This is a genomic window from Acinetobacter sp. WCHAc060042 (genome assembly GCF_003231195.1).
Taxonomy (GTDB): Bacteria; Pseudomonadota; Gammaproteobacteria; order Pseudomonadales; family Moraxellaceae; genus Acinetobacter.
The window spans coordinates 1-18,954 of the sequence record NZ_QKVN01000051.1; the positions used below are offsets into that span (position 1 = coordinate 1).

The 18,954-nt window shown below is 40.7% G+C and carries 18 protein-coding genes and 1 pseudogene; 8 read left to right on the top strand and 11 right to left on the bottom strand.

Annotated elements, in window-relative coordinates; all coding sequences use genetic code 11:
- Together DPG01_RS16410 and DPG01_RS16415 are read left to right on the top strand one after the other, a co-directional pair.
- The coding region (locus DPG01_RS16410) for a transposase (protein WP_162622358.1) at positions 1-435 on the top strand (435 nt) is incomplete at its 5' end.
- A gap of 124 nt (positions 436-559) precedes the next feature.
- On the top strand, positions 560-796 hold the full coding sequence (locus DPG01_RS16415; RefSeq protein WP_086210247.1) for a hypothetical protein: 237 nt from the start codon (positions 560-562) through the stop codon (positions 794-796).
- A gap of 68 nt (positions 797-864) precedes the next feature.
- On the opposite strand, the gene bioB is transcribed toward DPG01_RS16415, so the two are convergent.
- Positions 865-1,854: a biotin synthase BioB gene (gene bioB, locus DPG01_RS16420; protein ID WP_110975800.1), complete on the bottom strand. Its 990-nt coding sequence runs from the start codon at positions 1,852-1,854 to the stop codon at positions 865-867.
- A 301-nt stretch (positions 1,855-2,155) separates the two neighbouring features.
- The gene (gene queG, locus DPG01_RS16425; protein ID WP_110975809.1) at positions 2,156-3,250 is read right to left on the bottom strand and encodes a tRNA epoxyqueuosine(34) reductase QueG; all 1,095 of its coding nucleotides are present in this window, start codon (positions 3,248-3,250) and stop codon (positions 2,156-2,158) included.
- A 22-nt stretch (positions 3,251-3,272) separates the two neighbouring features.
- Here queG and DPG01_RS16430 point away from each other — a divergent pair, with 22 nt between their 5' ends.
- Positions 3,273-4,742: an NAD(P)H-hydrate dehydratase gene (locus DPG01_RS16430; protein ID WP_110975801.1), complete on the top strand. Its 1,470-nt coding sequence runs from the start codon at positions 3,273-3,275 to the stop codon at positions 4,740-4,742.
- Positions 4,739-5,017 carry an acylphosphatase gene (locus DPG01_RS16435; RefSeq protein WP_110975802.1) on the top strand — a complete coding sequence of 93 codons (279 nt, stop codon included), beginning with the start codon at positions 4,739-4,741 and terminating at the stop codon, positions 5,015-5,017. Before DPG01_RS16430 ends, DPG01_RS16435 begins: the two co-directional genes overlap by 4 nt.
- Before the next feature lie 64 nt (positions 5,018-5,081).
- Here the strand turns inward: DPG01_RS16435 and DPG01_RS16440 are convergent, their stop codons facing one another.
- The 3 genes from DPG01_RS16440 to DPG01_RS16450 form a co-directional block, all read right to left on the bottom strand.
- Complete coding sequence (locus tag DPG01_RS16440; protein WP_058951812.1) at positions 5,082-5,564, bottom strand: FKBP-type peptidyl-prolyl cis-trans isomerase; 483 nt, start codon at positions 5,562-5,564, stop codon at positions 5,082-5,084.
- Between the two features lie 138 nt (positions 5,565-5,702).
- Entirely contained in the window at positions 5,703-7,004 is a 1,302-nt protein-coding gene (locus DPG01_RS16445) for an NAD(P)/FAD-dependent oxidoreductase (protein ID WP_110975803.1), read from the bottom strand.
- 126 nt (positions 7,005-7,130) lie between these two features.
- Positions 7,131-8,441 (bottom strand): D-alanyl-D-alanine carboxypeptidase PBP6B, encoded by a 1,311-nt coding sequence (locus tag DPG01_RS16450; RefSeq protein WP_086210215.1) that lies wholly within the window; start codon positions 8,439-8,441, stop codon positions 7,131-7,133.
- A gap of 179 nt (positions 8,442-8,620) precedes the next feature.
- Between DPG01_RS16450 and DPG01_RS16455 the strand changes: the two genes are divergently transcribed.
- Positions 8,621-10,324 carry a M61 family metallopeptidase gene (locus DPG01_RS16455; RefSeq protein WP_110975804.1) on the top strand — a complete coding sequence of 568 codons (1,704 nt, stop codon included), beginning with the start codon at positions 8,621-8,623 and terminating at the stop codon, positions 10,322-10,324.
- 85 nt (positions 10,325-10,409) lie between these two features.
- On the opposite strand, the gene uraH is transcribed toward DPG01_RS16455, so the two are convergent.
- Positions 10,410-10,808: a hydroxyisourate hydrolase gene (uraH, locus tag DPG01_RS16460; RefSeq protein ID WP_110975805.1), complete on the bottom strand. Its 399-nt coding sequence runs from the start codon at positions 10,806-10,808 to the stop codon at positions 10,410-10,412.
- Between the two features lie 421 nt (positions 10,809-11,229).
- Here uraH and DPG01_RS16465 point away from each other — a divergent pair, with 421 nt between their 5' ends.
- From DPG01_RS16465 to DPG01_RS16475, 3 genes are all read left to right on the top strand, one after another.
- Entirely contained in the window at positions 11,230-13,461 is a 2,232-nt protein-coding gene (locus DPG01_RS16465) for an NADP-dependent isocitrate dehydrogenase (RefSeq protein ID WP_110975806.1), read from the top strand.
- 127 nt (positions 13,462-13,588) lie between these two features.
- Positions 13,589-13,831 (top strand): hypothetical protein, encoded by a 243-nt coding sequence (locus DPG01_RS18960; protein WP_228157019.1) that lies wholly within the window; start codon positions 13,589-13,591, stop codon positions 13,829-13,831.
- Positions 13,813-14,628: a DUF2971 domain-containing protein gene (locus DPG01_RS16475; RefSeq protein WP_162622359.1), complete on the top strand. Its 816-nt coding sequence runs from the start codon at positions 13,813-13,815 to the stop codon at positions 14,626-14,628. The genes DPG01_RS18960 and DPG01_RS16475 overlap by 19 nt, the downstream gene beginning before the upstream one ends.
- Positions 14,629-14,663: 35 nt before the next feature.
- On the opposite strand, the gene DPG01_RS16480 is transcribed toward DPG01_RS16475, so the two are convergent.
- The 5 genes and pseudogenes from DPG01_RS16480 to DPG01_RS16495 all read right to left on the bottom strand — a co-directional run.
- Entirely contained in the window at positions 14,664-15,452 is a 789-nt protein-coding gene (locus DPG01_RS16480; protein ID WP_086210209.1) for a pseudouridine synthase, read from the bottom strand.
- Between the two features lie 534 nt (positions 15,453-15,986).
- A complete protein-coding gene (locus DPG01_RS18740; RefSeq protein ID WP_162622360.1) occupies positions 15,987-16,157 on the bottom strand; it encodes a hypothetical protein in 171 nt (56 codons plus the stop codon).
- A gap of 73 nt (positions 16,158-16,230) precedes the next feature.
- Positions 16,231-17,565: an ISNCY family transposase gene (locus tag DPG01_RS16485; RefSeq protein ID WP_110975808.1), complete on the bottom strand. Its 1,335-nt coding sequence runs from the start codon at positions 17,563-17,565 to the stop codon at positions 16,231-16,233.
- A 135-nt stretch (positions 17,566-17,700) separates the two neighbouring features.
- Positions 17,701-18,384 carry a tetratricopeptide repeat protein gene (locus tag DPG01_RS16490; RefSeq protein ID WP_086210208.1) on the bottom strand — a complete coding sequence of 228 codons (684 nt, stop codon included), beginning with the start codon at positions 18,382-18,384 and terminating at the stop codon, positions 17,701-17,703.
- 61 nt (positions 18,385-18,445) lie between these two features.
- A pseudogene (locus DPG01_RS16495) lies at positions 18,446-18,853 on the bottom strand (transposase); the annotation flags it as partial.
- Positions 18,854-18,954: the final 101 nt, after the last annotated feature.

Genomic DNA, 18,954 nt, shown 5'->3' on the forward strand with positions numbered 1-18,954 from the left:
GAGTTGAGTAGCGATTATGCTAAAAAGCGTGGTGCACCGAAGCGATTAAGACGTATAGAGTTTTATGATGAGAAAAAGAAAAGAACGTTTGAGTTTTTAAGTAATAACTTTCATTTAGCTGCATCTACCATTGCTGCAATTTATAAAGATCGATGGAAGGTAGAACTATTTTTTAAAGCGATCAAGCAAAACCTAAAATTGAAATCGTTTCTAGGCCGTAGCCGCAATGCGATCCAAACACAAATATGGATTGCCTTAATTGCCTATTTACTGGTGAGTTTTGCGAAACATATGGCTCAAGAGGGATGGAGTGTTCAAAGATTATTAAGAATTATTCAGGTGAATTTATTTGAAAGGAAACCATTGAAGGCTCTGTTTTTACCTGACAAAAAGTGGAATAAGCAAGAAGAACCTCTGTTGAGGTTCTTCTTGTGATATTTGTGGGACAGCAGTGGCGCAGGCTCACTTTTTTAATGTCTATATTTCATGGCTTAGTTTGACTGAATGCAGTCAAAATTGCTTACAATAGCCTGATCACAGTGTTTAGCGTACCTAGATGATGACTAAAAATTTTCAAGCACAGACTTATATTGTTGATGATAATTTGAGTGATACCTTAAGCTGGCTGTGTCAGCATCAAGAGTGTTTTGATTCTTTTCACTATGATGCGATTCGCCAAACATTAATTGTACGCCATGCCAATGGTGAAGATGAGATCTTCCAAGGCGATTATCTGAATGCCAGTTATGGTATTTTAATTACTGCACATAATTTTGCTCAGTCATCTGAACGTTAAACAGATAGAGATTAAAAAAGCCCCTTATTGAAATAAGGGGCTTTTTTGTGCTTAGCAAATCTTGGGAATTAGCTTGCCATGGCATCTAGGCTCAGGTCCGCCACTGTCGGTTTTGGCTTTTCAGCCACTAAACCTAGTTTGCTGAACAGTTGACGGTCTTTACCTTCGCCTGCATTTGGTGTTGTTAGTAGTTTCTCACCCGAGAACAATGAGTTTGCACCCGCCATAAACGCAAGCGCTTGGTCTGAGTCAGAAAGTGCTTCACGACCTGCAGACAAGCGGATATAGCTGTGCGGCATGATAATACGTGCAGCAGCAATAGTACGAATCCATTCTGTCACATCGAGTTTTTCGACATCTGCCAATGGCGTGCCTTCAATTGGAACCAACATGTTGATAGGTACAGATTCTGGGTGAATTGGCATTGTTGCAAGTTCTTGCAATAAACCAATACGGTCTTCTTTCTTTTCACCTAGACCAACAATACCACCGCTACACACCTTCATGCCTGCTTGGCGGACATATTCTAAGGTATTTAAACGGTCGTCAAAGGTACGTGTACTAATAATATGTGAATAATACTCGCGTGAAGTGTCGAGGTTATGGTTGTAATAATCTAAACCTGCATCTTTTAAACGTCCAGCTTGAGACTCATTCAGCATCCCTAAAGTCATACAAGTCTCTAAACCGAGTGCTTTTACTTCTTTAACCATTTCTAGTACATAAGGCATGTCGCGCTCATGTGGATTACGCCAAGCTGCGCCCATACAAAAACGAGATGAGCCTGATGCTAACGCTTCTTTTGCCTCAGAGATGACTTTGTCTACAGCAATGCGTTTTTCTGCTTCAAGTTTTGAGTCATAACGTGCTGACTGAGAGCAGTATTTACAATCTTCAGGGCATTTGCCTGTTTTAATCGACAATAAAGTACTTACTTGAATGGTATTGGCTTGGAAATGTTGGCGATGTACGGTCTGCGCTTGAAAGACGAGATCAAGAAAAGGCTGATCATACAAAGCTTCGATTTCTTCACGCGTCCAATCATTGCGTAGGTTCATAATGGCGATCCATTTTTAATTCTAACTTGTATACATCATACATTTAACGTGCCAACTTAAAAGGCATTATTGCTCAGTTTTAATAGTATCTCCCGATTGTTTTTCTAATTTTATCTTTTTATGAGATTATAGAAATAGTTGCAAAGTTGAACACTTTTCTCGAAATTTGGCTGCAAAATTCTATTTTTATGGATCTGTGGATGTGTTGAAAATGCAGCTAAATAGATAAAATAGATAAAATTATGCAAGCAACTGGTTGTTTGATTAAACCCTTTTGGATGGAGGGTGTTAGAATGAAGTTTTACGACTTTTTTATCAGTTGCTCTTGGATGGCCCAGTCAATATGGACTTGCACAATATCGTTAAGCTCTGAGCGAGAAGTGTGTAATTGTTGCAAAATTTCATCTGAAAATGGCGCGTTACCCAAACCAATCGCAACATTACGCATAAAGCTTTGATAGCCTGTTCGCCGCAGAGGACTCCCTTCGGTATTTGCCATAAAGGTACTTTCATCCCATTGCCAAAGGTCAAGCAGTTGGATGTCATCCAAGCCATGACGCGGGTTAAAATCATCAATCGGCGTGGTTTTGGCAAAGCTATTCCACGGGCAAATGAGCTGGCAGTCATCGCAACCAAACACACGGTTGCCGATACCACGGCGTAGTTCTACAGGGATAATGCCTTGGAACTCAATGGTTAAATAGGCAATGCATTTACGTGCATCTAGCAAATAAGGTTCAACAATCGCTTGAGTCGGGCAAATATCAATACACGCGCTACATGAGCCACAGTGTTTGGTCGTTGCTTGGTCAAAAGGTAACTCTAAAGAGGTAAAGAGTTCGCCTAAGACAAAAAATGAGCCTGATGTTTTATGGATGAGTAAGGTGTGTTTACCCACCCAGCCCATACCTGCATTTTCAGCCAATGATTTTTCAAAAATGGGTGCCGAGTCTGCAAAGGGGCGAGATTCAAAATCACCCACTTTGGCTTTGATTTTCTGCGAAAGGGTCTTTAAACGTCCACGCATGACTTTGTGATAGTCACGTCCGCGTGCATAACGCGCAATGATGGCACTATTTGGTGCAAAAGGTACAAGACGGGGTTCAGGAACGGCAACCAAATAATCCATACGCACGCAAATAATGCTTTTGGTGCCTGGAACAAGCAGAGTTGGATCTGCACGTTTTTCTAAGTTTTCAGCAAGAAAATGCATGTCACCATGATAACCAAGTTCTAAATATTTTTTAAAACGCGGCAATTCAACTTGAGCATCTGGTTTGGCGATGACACAATCAGAAAATCCTAAAGCCAGTGCTTCAGCTTTAATCCAAGCCTTAAGCTGCTCTGGATCATATTGATCTACAGGGATTTTTTGGGAAGATGTGGATGTTGTCATAACCAAGAACAAAGGAAAAATCATGCATCAGCAAGTGTACCACAGCAGCGAGATTCAAGCATGGGAAGGGCGTTGGTTCGCACAGCAAAATAGTGCCTATGGGTTGATGCAACAAGTCGCATGGTCAACAACTGAACATATGCTGCCTAGGCTTAAACAGCAGCATGTCAAAAGCATCGCAGTATGTTGTGGTCAAGGTAACAATGCTGGTGACGGTTACTTGATTGCATCGTATTTGGCGGCGCAAGGTTATGATGTTGAAATTTATGCAGCGGCTTTGGGTGCATCTACATCACTGCAACAAGCACATGCAGCGGCTGTGCAACAGGGGATAGTGATTCATACAGGCTTTGCTTTTCAACGTGCTTATGATGCGTATATTGATGCTCTGTTTGGGATTGGTTTAAACCGTGAACTCAGTTCAGACTGGCAAGCAGTGATTCAGAAAATCAATAGACAAGCAGGTTTAAAAATTGCCATAGATCTTCCGAGTGGTTTACAGGCCAACACGGGGCAGGCTTTACCTTGTGCTATTGTCGCTGATTATACCTTTACGGCTCTAGGTTTAAAGGCAGGTTTATTTACTGGACAGGGGCAGGCTTTTGCGGGGGAAGTCACGCTTATTTCACTGCTTCCAGTAGACAGCGAATTAAAGCCTTTAGCGTCACTTGCTCCACAGCATGTGCAGCTTGAACGGCGTCAAGCCTTTGGGCATAAAGGAAGTTATGGGCATGTACTCGTGATTGGAGGGCATGCACAGATGGGCGGTGCAGTGATGCTGGCTGCAGAAGCTGCCTTTCATGCGGGTGCAGGTAAGGTGACGGTGGTGTGTGATGCAAAACACCATACTGCAATTTTAGCCCGTGCACCGAATATTATGCTGCGCGATATTAACCAAATGTCGCTCCAAGAACGTGAAGCATTGCTGGCACATGTGGATGCAGTCAGTTTGGGTATGGGGTTGGGACGAGACTCGTGGGCTCAACAGCAGTTTGAGGCATGGTTTCCACTCATTCAGATCAGTGCTTTACAGGTGGTGCTAGATGCAGATGCCTTATGGTTTTTGGCCTCAAAGCCAGTAAAGCTTGGTAAACAGGTCTACGCAACACCGCATCCGGGAGAAGCAGCGACTTTACTGGGTATAACTACTTTGGCGGTAGAATCTGACCGCATTGCAGCTGTTTATGCTCTACAAGAAAAATATGCAGGGCAATGGGTGCTGAAAGGTTCAGGAAGCTTGATTTTAGATACGCAACTTTGGATTTGTACCGCAGGTAATCCGGGGATGGGGACAGGTGGAATGGGGGATGTATTGGCAGGCATGATTGCCAGTTTAAAAGCACAGTTGCAAGATGACATTGCGTTACATCAAATTGTGACTTTACATGCCCAAGCAGGCGACCTTTTGGCTCAGCAAGGTGAGCGTGGTTTACAAGCACAGCATATGAGTCAGGCTATTTATACGGTTGTGAACCGAGAGCATACGGTATGAAAGCAGTAAAACTGACTATATTGGGCAAAGTTCAGGGTGTCGGATATCGACGTTGGTTTGCACAACATGCTGTTGCTTTAGGTTTAAAGGGTTATGTACTGAATCTGGATTCAGGTGCAGTTGAAGCATTGCTTTTGGGTGATGATGGTACGGTTGCCGAACTGGTGAATTTTGCTAAAGTCGGGCCAACTCATGCGTTAGTCAAGGATGTAGTCATCGTAGAACTGGCTTCAGAACAGCAATCATTTACCGCTTTTGAAATACGTCGCGAATGACTAAGTATTCAAAATAAAAAAGGCGGAAGTTAAACTTCCGCCTTTTTTCTAAGCGTGTTAAATCTTAGTGATGGTGACCACCAGCACCGTGCGCATGGCCGTGCTGTAATTCGTCTTCAGTTGCATCGCGGATTTCTACGATTTCAACTTCGAAAGTTAAGTCTTGACCAGCAAGTGGGAAGTTCGCATCAACAATTACGTTTTCGCCTTCAACTGCTTTTACAGTGACGATTTGAACGCCATCATCAGTTTGAGCTTGGAACTGCATACCCGCTTGGATGTTGTCAACGCCTTGGAACATTTGCGCTGGAACTTCTTGAACAAGTTCAGGGTTGTATTCGCCATAACCTTCAGCAGCAGGAACAGTAACAGTGAATTTTTCACCTACAGTTTTGCCTAGCAATGCATTTTCTAAACCTGGGATGATGTTACCTGCGCCGTGCAAATATGCAAGTGGTTCACCTTGTGATTGGTCTAGCGTTTCGCCTTCTGCGTTAGTCAATTTGTAGTTGAAAGAAACCACGTGATCATTTGCGATAGCAGTCATGTTTTTCGTCCATTCATTTAGAATTTAAGGGGTATATCATAAAGTGAAAAGCAGCTTTTGTAGACTAAATTTAGTAAAAAACTGCATTTTCCACGTTCTTATGGCGTTTTTTTATTAGTGGGGACACATTTTTAGATTTCAATGCAATTTTATTTTTGGACCGACTTTTTTATTCATCAGATCCTTTGCGGTCATTAATCCAGCTTGAGTATAACCATGTAGGGTCGCTTGATGGAGTCGATATAAAGAAACATACATGGATTTTGCCAGCACGCCTTGCACATTGACTTGTCCAAGGAGTTCGCCGACTGCTTTATATTGGCTGAGGGAAACCAAAGAACCTTTGTCAGAAAATTTAAACATCGGCAAAGACTGACCGTGAATGCGCGCTTTGAGCGCTCGAACCAAAAAGGCCGCTTGTTGACTAGCCACTTGGGCGCGTGGGCCAAGAACTGGTTCATCGGCAGCAGGTTGGCAGTGCGCACAGTCTCCAAAGGCAAAAATATTGGGATCAGTACGAGTTTGCAATGTCGCGTAGACGATTAAGCGACCAATCTTATCTTTTTGGAAACTTTCAAGGCTATTTAAAACTTGAGGTGCTTTAATACCTGCCGCCCAAACTTTTAAATCAGCATCAATTTGTTGACCATCGGCAAAATAAATATGGTCTTTGTCTAATTTTGCAACACGGTGATGGGTGAGGACTTCAACACCAAGCTTTTCCAATTGCGCATGGGTGTGATTTGCCATTTTGGTGGATAGGGCGGGAAGAAGACGATCCGCTGCCTCAATCAAGGTGACTTTCACTTTGTTTGGGTCAATTTTATTGAGACCGTATTTAAAAAAGGTGCTTTTCGCATGGACCAATTCGGCAGCAAGCTCAACTCCTGTGGCACCTGCACCAATAATAGCAATATTGAGTGCGCGTGTTTCGGGACGGTTTTGTGCATCTAAATACAAATGTAGAAGGTCTTGCTGGAAAATTTCAGCTTGTTGGCGACTGTCGAGGAAATGGCAGTAATGTTTAGCGCCTTGGGTCGCAAAGTCGTTAGAGGTTGAACCGACTGCAAGGACTAAGCTGTCGTAGTTGAGTGCAAACTGCGTGGTTTCACTGCTTTGTTTGGCATATTGGCGTGCTTCAAGTTTTACTTGTTTATGTTCTTGATCTAAGCCGACAAAACGACCCAAAACAAACTCATAATGATGTTTAGAGGCATGGGCAAAGTAATTGATTTCTTCAACACTAGGGTTGAGTGTACCAGCCGCAATTTCGTGGAGTAAGGGTTTCCAGATATGCGTCAGGTTTTGATCGACAAGGGTGATTTTTGCTTGTTTGGATTTTCCTAAGCTGTCTCCGAGTTGTGTTGCTAACTCTAGACCACCTGCACCGCCACCAATAATGACAATATGGTGTGGCACTTGTTCTGTTTGTACAGCCATATGAAACAACCTATTTTATTATTAAAAAAAAGAAGATGACATTGAATATGCCATCTTCTTGATTTAATGATAATTAGATTGTCTTACAAGTTACATAAAGTATAAAACTCAAGATATGTCTTAAACCTAGCCTAGAGTATAGGTTTTGGCCTGAGGTTCATCGCTCGATAAAAATGGAAACAGGTTTTTGAACCAGATCATGAGTCTCTGGAAAATATTGGCTTCTTCAATATGTACGTCATCTTCTATAGTAAAAGTTTGAATAAGCTGGTTATTTTGATAAACCTGAACTTTAGCCAGTTGCATTACTTCTGCAAGTGGTGCAGTTAGTTTGTTCTGTAAAACTTCTATATTAAAATGTGTTTTAGTCGATTCTAAAGGTGCGATCGGTTGGATTGTACCATTGCCTGTATTGAGCATAATACGTTGATTGGTTTGATCAAAGGCATGTAAATCAATTGCATAAGGTTGATCGTACAATGATGTGGTCACAATTTTCGGTTGTTTGCTTTCGACTTTGAAAATTTTCAAAGTTGATTTGACAACGGGAAGTTCCGCAATGATTTGTTTATCCTTCAGCGCAACTTCGTTGCGTGTGTAGGTATAAGACAAATTCATGAGATTGTGCGCAACCTCTGCACGTTTTGCTGCACTTTGCGTTCCTAATACAATCACCACCAAACGACGGTTTGGGTTTTCAGGGTTCATTGTTGGGCGGTTCGCTGTTAGGGCTAGGTTATATCCCGCTGCTTTGGTATAACCCGTTTTTAAGCCATCGACTGTTGGGTCTTGTTTTAACAGAAGATTGGTCGCACGGTGAAAGCGTTGGTTATAACTAAAACTTTGCTGTTTTGAATAGTACAAATAGTCGGGTGTTTCATTCACTAAGGCTTGACCTAACAGCGCTAAGTCATGTGCAGTCGAATAGTGTTCGGGCATGGTAATACCTGCTGGGTTCTGAAAATGTGTTTCAGTCATTCCCAGTGCTTTGGCTTCTTGGTTCATTCGTGCCACAAAGTGAGGAATATCACCAGAAATACGTTCTGCCAAAGTCACCGCTGCATCATTGGCCGACATCACCACTAAACCCGCTAAAAGCTGATCAACTGAAATCTGTTCACCTTGTTTTAAATACATTTGCGACTCATCCCACATCACCGTACTAACCACAGGTGTCGCGGTAAGAATTTCGCTTTTGTTTAGTTTTCCTGCATTAATTTCTTTCAGTGCAATGTAGGCAACCATCATTTTGGTAAGTGAAGCAGGAGCACGCTGCACATGACTATTGTGTTCTGCAATGACTTGCCCTGATTGGCTGTCAAAAACGGTCCAAGCTTGAGCTTCAACTGTTTCAGGAACAATGTTGAGTAATGCGGCTTGAGTGAAACTTGAACACAAGGCGAAGAGTGTAGCGATAAAGTAGATGACAGCTTTCAATGAAATTCCCTAACTAAGCCATTCCGTGACTTTTAAACCGAAAACAGCTGCAAATGCTATGCCTTTTTTTCGCCAATGACCAGTCAAAAATGCAGACAAATGTGACTGTGACGCAAAACTGGCTTAAATAATGCTAAGCTAAGTTATAACTCATTTCATTTTATTTTGTATTGCCCATTATGTTGCATTATCAGATCGAATTTGACGATTATCGTCAGCACCTTATACACGTGACTTTACGTTTTGTAGCAGACCCAACACAGGTACTTTCATTACCGACTTGGATTCCGGGTAGTTACCTCATTCGTGAGTTTTCAAAGCATATTGAATCGGTTCGTGCTTATGATGAAGAAGGGCGGTTATTACAAATCCAAAAATTTGAAAAGAATAAATGGCGTCTTTTTAATACCGATCATGAATTGATTACGGTTGAATATGATGTATATGCTTATGATCTGTCGGTGCGCGGTGCGTATGTAGATCAAACCCGTTTATATGTCAATCCTGCATGTGCATGTTTAGGTCTGGAGGGTCAAGAGGATAAAGCTGTTGAAGTTGAACTGTTCCTTCCTGATGAGCTGAAACACTTCCAATTAGCGACAGGTATGGCTTCAAAAAGCCTTGTTAAAGGTCGTTTTACCTTAAAAGCCAAAAACTATGCTGAGCTAATTGATGCACCATTTGAGTTGGCAGAGCAGACTCGTTTTGCTTTTGAAGCCAATGGCATTCCACACGAGTTTGTAGTGTCAGGCAAACATGCCATGAATGCTGCACGTATGCAGCAAGACATTGAAAAAATCTGCGCAACAGAAATCTCAATGTTTGGTTCAGCGCCATTTGCAAACTACACCTTTATGACGATGGCTACAGCAAATAGTTATGGTGGTTTGGAGCATCCAAATTCAACCAGTTTGATTAGTCCACGTGAAGACTTGCCCAAAGTTAATGAGCCTGAAGAGCCATCTGAAGACTATCAACGTTTCTTAGGTTTATGTAGTCATGAATACTTCCACTCATGGTTGGTCAAATTCATTCGTCCTGAAAACTTTGTCAATTATGATTTAAACAAAGAAGGCTATACCTCTTTGCTTTGGATTTTTGAAGGTTTCACGTCTTATTATGATGACCTGATTTTGCTGCGTAGCGGTGTGATTTCCCAAGCCTCATATATCAAATTACTCAAAACTCAGATTGATCGTTATTTACAAAATCCGGGTCGTTTTGTTCAGTCTGTGTCTGAGTCAAGTTTTGATACATGGGTGAAATTTTACCGTCAGGATGAAAACTCGAACAATGCAGGCACCAGCTATTACAACAAAGGTTGTTTGGTAGCGCTATGCTTAGACTTGGGTTTACGGTTACGTGGTTCAAGTCTAGATGCGCTTATGCGTAAACTTTATGAAAACGCGCAAAAGGGCATACAAGTACATGAGCGTACAATTGTTGAGTTGTGTAATGAACTGACGGGTGATAACTGGATTGAGCAAATCAATCACTTAATTAACACCACAGATGAGTTGCCACTGGATCAACTTTTCCCTGAGTTTGGTTTAAGTTATAGCCTGAAAAATGACAAGTCATTACCGTTGGGTTTAAAGCTTGTAGATAAGCCAGAGGGTGTGTTGGTGCAAAGTGCGCGTCGTGATGGCGCTGCTGCTCAAGCTGGTCTTTCTGCCCATGATGTGATCATTGCGATTGATGGTCTCAAAGCAACGGTGAAATTGGTAGAAAAATATGCCAAGCAAGACGATACCTATAGCATTCTGGCATTCCGCCGTGATGAGTTGCTGAGCTTTGATGTAAAAGCTGCTGGTTCAGCACTGACCGAAGTTGAATTGAAAGTCGAAGATCAAGCGAAAGCAGAGAAGTGGCTCAAGCTTTAATGCTTAACCCACTTTATTTGTCATTCTGTTGAGATAAAAAACCGATGTTTAGCCATCGGTTTTTATATTTGTTCGTTTGTGAATGTTAACTACCACGATAAGTTGAATAACCGTACGGACTGATCAATAACGGAATATGATAATGATCCAATGAGCCATCAATCACAAAGACAACAGGCACTTCTGGAAAAAAAGAGCGCTGATTTTTTTGACGAAACCAATCACCTGTTTTAAAAGTAACTTTATAGACACCTTTTTGTAGACTGGTATCTTTAGGGTATAAATCATTGATACGGCCTTGATCATCCGTTGCCGCTGAATTGATTTCAGTCCATTTATCATTTTGTTGTGCTTCAAGCGTTACTTTGAGATTAGCTGATGGTAAACCATTTTCTAAATTCAGTACGTGTACACTTAATGGGTTCTGTGCAAAACATAATGAAGAAAAACCAAGTCCAATGAGAGGAAGGAGTATTTTCATCATCTAATTGATCCTTAATGTTGCATAAAAGTATTAAGTTTAACCAAAGTCATAAAAATCATAGGTTTAAAAATGTAAAATTCGTTTAATAAGAAATAAATTTTTGGCTTTTTTCTTCATCGAGTTTGCGAGTCTACGCTCCATAATGAAGCAAGTGATTCTATTTTTCTCTAAATTCGCACTGTTTTAGGGATCTTGTTGTCAATTTGCCAGAAGATTGTAGAGCGTTTGCGGAAAACAGGAAGGATTAGAGTAAATATTCAGCATCATTTTTTTTCGAAATGTCGTTATCACAGGATATTACGTTGACTGAAAAGCAATGAAAGCCGATACTTTCAGGGTTTTATTCAAGCACATCGGTTCGCAGGGGCTGAGCCAGAAGCTCATCACCCTAAAAAACTCAATCTAACGCAAGGGGCTATATATGGCTGGTGGAAAGTCAACCATCATTTACACACTGACCGACGAGGCGCCATTGCTAGCGACTTACTCGCTACTGCCGATCATTGAGACCTTTACTAAACCTGCTGGTGTAGAGATCGTTAAAACTGATATCTCTGTTGCCGCACGTGTTCTCGCAGAATTTTCTGAATACCTAAAAGAAGAACAAAAAGTTCCAGACAATCTTGCAGAACTTGGTCGTCTTACACAAGATCCTGATACTAATATCATCAAACTGCCAAATATTAGTGCCTCTGTTGCTCAGCTAACAGCATGTATCAAAGAGCTTCAATCAAAAGGCTACGCGATTCCTGATTACCCAGAAAACCCTACTACTGAAGACGAAAAAGCGCTTAAAGCACGCTATGGTAAATGTCTTGGTTCAGCAGTGAACCCAGTATTACGTGAAGGTAACTCTGACCGTCGTGCGCCTGCTGCTGTTAAGAACTATGCGAAAAAACACCCGCACTCCATGAGCGAGTGGAAGCAATGGTCTCAAACTCACGTTTCTCACATGGATGAAGGTGACTTCTACCATGGTGAAAAATCAATGACTTTAGACCGTGCCCGCAATGTGAAAATGGAACTCGCGACAAAGTCTGGTGAAACCATCGTTCTTAAGCCAAAAGTTGCGCTTCAAGATGGCGAAATCATTGATTCAATGTTTATGAGCAAGAAAGCGCTTTGCGATTTCTATGAAAAAGAACTTGATGATTGTAAAGAAGCAGGCATTTTGTTCTCTTTACACGTGAAAGCAACCATGATGAAAGTTTCACACCCGATCGTTTTCGGTCACTGTGTGAAAATTTACTACAAAGATGCTTTTGAAAAACACGGTAAATTGTTTGATGAGCTAGGTATTAACGTTAACAACGGTATGGCGGGTCTTTACGAGAAGATCGCAACTTTACCGACATCGTTACGTGAAGAAATCATCGAAGACTTACATGCTTGCCAAGAACACCGTCCAGCACTTGCAATGGTTGATTCTGCGAAAGGCATCACGAACTTCCATTCACCAAACGACGTAATTGTAGATGCTTCTATGCCTGCAATGATCCGTGGTGGCGGTAAAATGTGGGGCGCTGACGGCAAACCTTATGACTGTAAAGCAGTCATGCCTGAGTCAACTTTCGCACGTATCTACCAAGAAATGATCAATTTCTGTAAGTGGAATGGTAACTTTGACCCACGTACTATGGGTACAGTGCCGAACGTTGGTTTGATGGCGCAAAAAGCGGAAGAATACGGTTCACACGACAAGACCTTTGAAATCTCTGAGGCAGGTGTTGCAAACATCACTGACTTAGAAACTGGCGAAGTGTTGATGTCTCAGAACGTGGAAGAGGGTGACATCTGGCGTATGTGTCAGGTGAAAGATGCACCAATCCGTGACTGGGTGAAACTGGCAGTAACACGTGCGCGTAACTCAGGTATGCCTGCGATCTTCTGGCTTGACCCATACCGTCCACACGAAAATGAACTGATCAAGAAAGTACAAACGTATTTGAAAGATCATGACACAACTGGTTTAGACATTGAAATTATGTCTCAAGTCCGCGCGATGCGTTATACACTTGAACGTGTTGCACGTGGTCTAGATACGATTTCTGTAACGGGTAACATTCTGCGTGACTACCTCACTGATTTGTTCCCAATTATGGAGCTTGGTACATCTGCGAAGATGTTGTCTATCGTTCCGCTTATGGCGGGCGGTGGTATGTACGAAACTGGTGCTGGTGGTTCAGCGCCTAAACACGTACAGCAGCTTGTTGAAGAAAACCACTTACGTTGGGATTCTTTAGGTGAATTCTTGGCACTTGCTGTATCTCTAGAAGAGATGGGTATTAAAGAAGATAATGCGAAAGCAAAACTTCTTGCGAAGACTTTAGACCAAGCGACAGGCCAGTTACTGGATAATGATAAGTCTCCATCACGCCGTACTGGTGAGATTGATAACCGTGGCAGTCATTTCTACTTAGCGAAGTTCTGGGCTGAAGCTTTAGCAGCCCAAGACGAAGATGCTGACTTGAAAGCGAAGTTCGCTCCTCTTGCAAAAGCGCTTGCTGAAAAGGAAGATAAGATTGTTGCTGAGCTTTCTCAAGTTCAGGGTCAAGCTGCGGACATCGGTGGTTACTATGCTGTAGATACAGCTAAAGTAAATGCTGTAATGCGTCCAAGCACGACTTTGAATGCAGTACTTGAAGCGGTCTAAGTCAAAACTAAATTAGTAAATTTGCCGATGAAGTAAAAAAAGCCGATGTGAAAACATCGGCTTTTTTTTAATAAATATATAATAAATGCAAAACGTACTGAGTATGGATTTAAAGAAGAAAAAGTAGATGAAAGTTTATAAATATAGATATGGCTCAAAACGTGATTTAGAGTCGTTAGGACAAGATTATTTTTATGCTCCGCATCCATCTAAACTTAATGATCCGTGTGAAAATTTATTTGATGTAGTAGGTATTGAACAAACTTTAGCACAGCTAGCTAGCATGAGTTCTGTTTCTACAAAAACGCTTTCTGAAAGTTTTTTACTTTATTTACACAAATACAAGAAAATGTGGGTATTTATTCTCTAAGTAAGACAGTTTTAGATGAGCTCCTTTGGGCATATTATGCAAACTCTCATACAGGTTTCTGTATCGAATATGATTTAGAGCAATTAGGTGAATTGACCAAAATTGCTGGCTCTTTTGATGTTATATATGAGCGTAGTATTCCTCAAATTACCTTCGATGACTTGATTGGTGTTCAGAGTGATGTCATTAAAATTTTACAGCTTACATCTGGATCAAAATCAAAAAGATGGCAGCATGAAGATGAAATAAGAGTAATCATGGATTATTTTGGTAAAGTTGAATATGACTTTAGGGCAGTAAAAGCAATTTATTTTGGTTTAAGAATGCCGAAAAAATGGCAAGATTTGTATGAAGATAATGAAAAATTGCCCGATCATTTATCTCAAGTGTGTCAAGAGCAGGTCATGCAGGTTTTAAAAGGCAGAGGTATTAAATATTATCAAATAATATTAAAACCAAATTCTTATGAATTTGATTATATTAAAGTTGAAGATTTATATAAGGATGCTAAGAAATATAAAGCGGAAATAAAAATTTTAGACAAGTCATGTATTGACTACAATGGTTATGGTTGGAATATAGACCCAGGTTATTTTGATAAGGTCGCTGAAATTACGTGTAGAGAGCCTTATTTCTATAAGCTAAACTCGATTCATATTTCTAAAGAAAAATCTATTGAAAGAAATGAGCCGATTATCTTTTCTGGATTTTATAAAGCTGAGAATGATTGGGAGCAGATTAAAAGATATTTTTCACTTGATGAGATAGATAAAATTTATAAAGATCTAGATATATAAAAGCCCACTTTCGTGGGCTTTAAAACAATCAAATCTTAACGACCATTACGTCCACGACCACGTGGCGCTTTCGTATTGGGGCGAGTAGTACCATTGGTTTTACGTTTTGGCTTCTCGCTTTCGTCCATTTGCCAAATACGCTTTGTACCTGACTTTTTCACAGAACCATCTTTGTTCTTACGAACCATAGGCTTACCGCCTGTACCACCCGGTTTTTTTACATAAGAGCGTGAACGGTAAGGTTCTTCAGCAGGAATGTTTTGAAAGTCAGGGTATAGAAGTGGCTCGATTTCTTTGGTTTCGCCTGGTTGTAAACCCATTTGAACCAAATCAATTGCACCAATTTTAGTACGGATTAAACGTAAAGTAGGAAAACCTACAGCAGCAGTCATACGACGTACTTGGCGGTTACGGCCTTCACAAATTGAAATTTCAACCCAAGATGTCGGCACGGATGCACGAAAACGTACAGGAGGATCACGTTCCCATAACCATTCAGGTTGTTCAACTTTAGATGCTTCAGCAGGTAAAGTCATACCATCTTTAAGTTCCACACCTTTACGCAACTGCTCAAGGGCTTCTTCAGTGACATCACCATCGACCTGAACCAAATAGGTTTTAAATTTTTTATTGGCAGGGTTGGTAATGTATTGGTTTAAACCACCATGGTCAGTTAAAAATACTAAGCCTTCAGAGTCCATATCCAAACGGCCAGCCAAGCGCAAAGTCGAGTCGCTGACAAAGTCAGACATCGTCATATGTGCTTCATCTTTACGGAACTGGGAGAGGACGTCATAGGGTTTATTCAAGATGACGATTTTCATTATAACCTACTAAAATATATCAATTAATTCTGATGTGGTTTCCTGATTACCCGTTTAAGTACCCGTTTTGGATGAGGTAGGGTGAAAATTAGGAATAAAATGCCCACTAAATTGTGGGCTACTATATCAGATTTAGGCTTATGCTCCTCAACTTTATTCTTAACGTAGGAGGAATACTAGAACACATCCTTATTAGAGAGTCTAACTGGTTGCTGGATATCTCCTGCATTAACCATGTTGTAAAACTTATCTTTTCCAATAGCTAACAGCTGCTTATGTTCACCTAGAATCTAGTTCACAATTAAATTTATTTTTAATAAACAATAAATTTAAATACTTAGGTTGCTAAAACAACAATTTATAAAATATTTGGTCCATGAACCTAGCTATGAATACATAGCTTCCTACTAAAAAGGTCTTAAGAATAGACGAAGTTTGTCTAGGAGAGTGGTGGTAGTCCAACCACTAACTAAAAGGTGTCTACAAAATCGGTGGCTATTCACTCTAAAGATATACTTGATGGCTATAGGGTTTTTATTTAAAGAAAGAACCAACAAACATAACTAAGACACCAGGTAACATTCCTAAGAAGCTTGCTGCCTTTGCATCCATATGATTATTTACTTTTTCACGAAATACATGAGGACCAATAAACGTCCCTACAATACTGATGATTAGTCCAATAAATATTAAAAAATCTCCCACAGCCTTTCCTTCCTTTTTTTGTTATTCACCAATTAAAATGTCTATGCGATAAACCATTTAAAATGTCCTGTTTTTAACTACAAGAGTCAAGCACAGGATTTAAATTTCTTTGTTCAATAACAACTTTCTGAGCTTTACGACTCGGCATACTTTTCTTGAGGCGGGAACGTTTATTCTGTTTCTCCAATTCCTCATGTTGCTGCTGGATATGGGCCAGGACCGAACCTAATCTTTTATTCTCAACCACTTCATTCTGCTGTAGTCCAGCCAGTTTATTGAAGACGCTATAGTTGATCTTCCGTCCTTCATGCATGATTGCCACAGTACCATCCGGGTACTCCAGAAATGAAATGTATTGCCCAACAAGCTTATGATTCAGCTCTGTCGGTTCAAGCATATAAATACACTTGTCATAGGTCAGGGTCAGATTCTTGGTGACCTTACGCGGTTCCTGCCAGGTAAAAATATCATCCAGTTCAAGATCAGATTCGGTTAATGGCCGATGCAGGTTCTTTGAGTTTCGCGCACATTTGGCGAACTTCTGATTGAACTGCTCAATAAAGCAGGGTAACCATATATTGGCCTCTGCAATCGAACCGATGCCTTCCAGGCGCATCTCTTTGATCAGACGGTCCTGAAGGGTTCTGTTGGTACGTTCCACACGACCTTTGGCTTGGGGTGAGTTGGCAAAGATAATATCGATGTTCAAATTATTCAGAATCCGCCCAAATTGCGTAATCTGGCTGTCTTGCCTGGATTTCTGATTAACTCTGAATACCGAATGCTTGTCACTATAAAAGGCTAGAGGTTTGCCGTATTGTTCAATGTAGGCTCGGGTTGAAAGCATGTAGTCAAAGGTCGTTTCAGCCTCACAAAAGCGCAGATGCAACAGCTTTCCAGTGGCATCATCGATATAAACCAACAAGCAGCATTTTGCAGCTCGACCTTCAAACCAGTCATGATATGAGCCATCAATTTGGATCAGTTCACCGAAGCAATCCCGGTTATAACGTGGCTGATATGGACGCTTCAGGCGCTTGGATCGCGGAATCCACAGGTCATTGGCCGTCATCCAGCGCCGAAGCGTTTCTACCGGGATATTCAGGTCAAACATGCTGTTGAGCTTCTCATGCGCCAAGGTGGGTCCAAAGCCCAGTAAATGTTCAGCAATAATGGAAAGGCACTTTGATTTTAACAAGTCATCATGGCGACGATGGCCAGGTTGACCACGACTGGCATGTGCCATACCTGAGATACCATCTTGATTGAGCTTCTGCAATAACCGGGTAATTTGACGGGTGGAAAGATTTAGGATTTCAGCAGCACGGACCTGGGTAATACGATGATCTCGAACGTCTTGCAGAACTGCAAGCCGTTGAATTTCTTTGTCAGACATAGTGATCAGCATCTATATTTATATCCAGTCCATGGTGATAAAAACCATCATAAACTAGACATTTTTATTGGTGAGAATATAGACACTTTAAATGGGTTCTAACATTTTTATTTCGTATAACGTGCATTATGTTAATTTTAGAATAACTTAAAGTTCTGCAAGCACTAATTTCGCTTGTGAGTGCCCATTATTAGTGGCTTTTCTATACCACTCAAGTGCCTTTTTATCATCTTTTCCTATACCTTGACCATTCTGATACAGTGATCCAAGATTATACTGTGCCTGAGCATTACCTTGATTAGCCGCCTTGCTATACCATTCAAATGCTTTTTCATAATTTTGTACAACACCTTCGCCATTGTCATACATCAAGGCAAGGTTAGTCTGTGCTAGATCATCTCCCTGTATAGCTGATTTTTCATACCACTCAAATGCCTTTTTATTATCTTGCGCTACACCCTGACCGCGATAATACATCAACCCAAGGGTATTTTGTGCCATCGCAAATCCTTGATTAGCTACTAAACTGTATAGTCCAAATGCTTTTTGATCATCTTTTTCTACACCTTGACCATTCTGATACAGCAGTCCAAGATTATATTGTGCCATTGCAAACCCTTGATTAGCTGCCCTGCTATACCACTCAAATGCTTTTTCATAATTCTGTATAACACCTTCACCATTGTCATACATCCATCCAAGGTTATATTGTGCCAACACATCACCATTTTCAGCTTCTCTTAATAAATCATCTGAGAACGTTGGATTCGCTAAGATTTCTATGGAAAAGACCAACCCAAAAGTAATAGCGATAAGTTTGAAAAATTTCATTTTCTGCCTTTGAATCGAAATAATATTTAATTCGTTAGATTATTAATAACCCGAATTCTGTTTAAGCCAATGATTCCATAAATTGAATTGTTGGCTTATTTCGATGGGTCAATTGATAGGCACATAAAGAGGCATAAATACCAGCTAAATAGCTTTCAACACTTCTAGCGTTACTTGTTACCAAATTATATTTCCCTTTGAGTAAACTAAATAACGTTTCTATTTTGTTGCGCTGCTTTAGGTAATATTCATCTTCTTTTGACAATTGAACTGCCTGCATGTTTTTACGATGATATGTAATTAAATTAATATCTTGTTCTTTAAGCCTAGCTTCCAGTTCATGACTAATATAGCCACGATCAGCATAAAGCTTTGCTTTTAATCCTTCTACCAACTGTTTAACCATTTTGATGTCTGCTGTATGTCCATTAGATAAAACTGAGTTCACAATCTCACCTGATTGATTCATCGGCTTTGTTGCACAAAGCTATTCTTGAAGGCTTCCTCAGAATATAATTTCCAGATGAAGAAGCCTGCAACTAAAATCTACCGTACAACCAATTGGTCCTT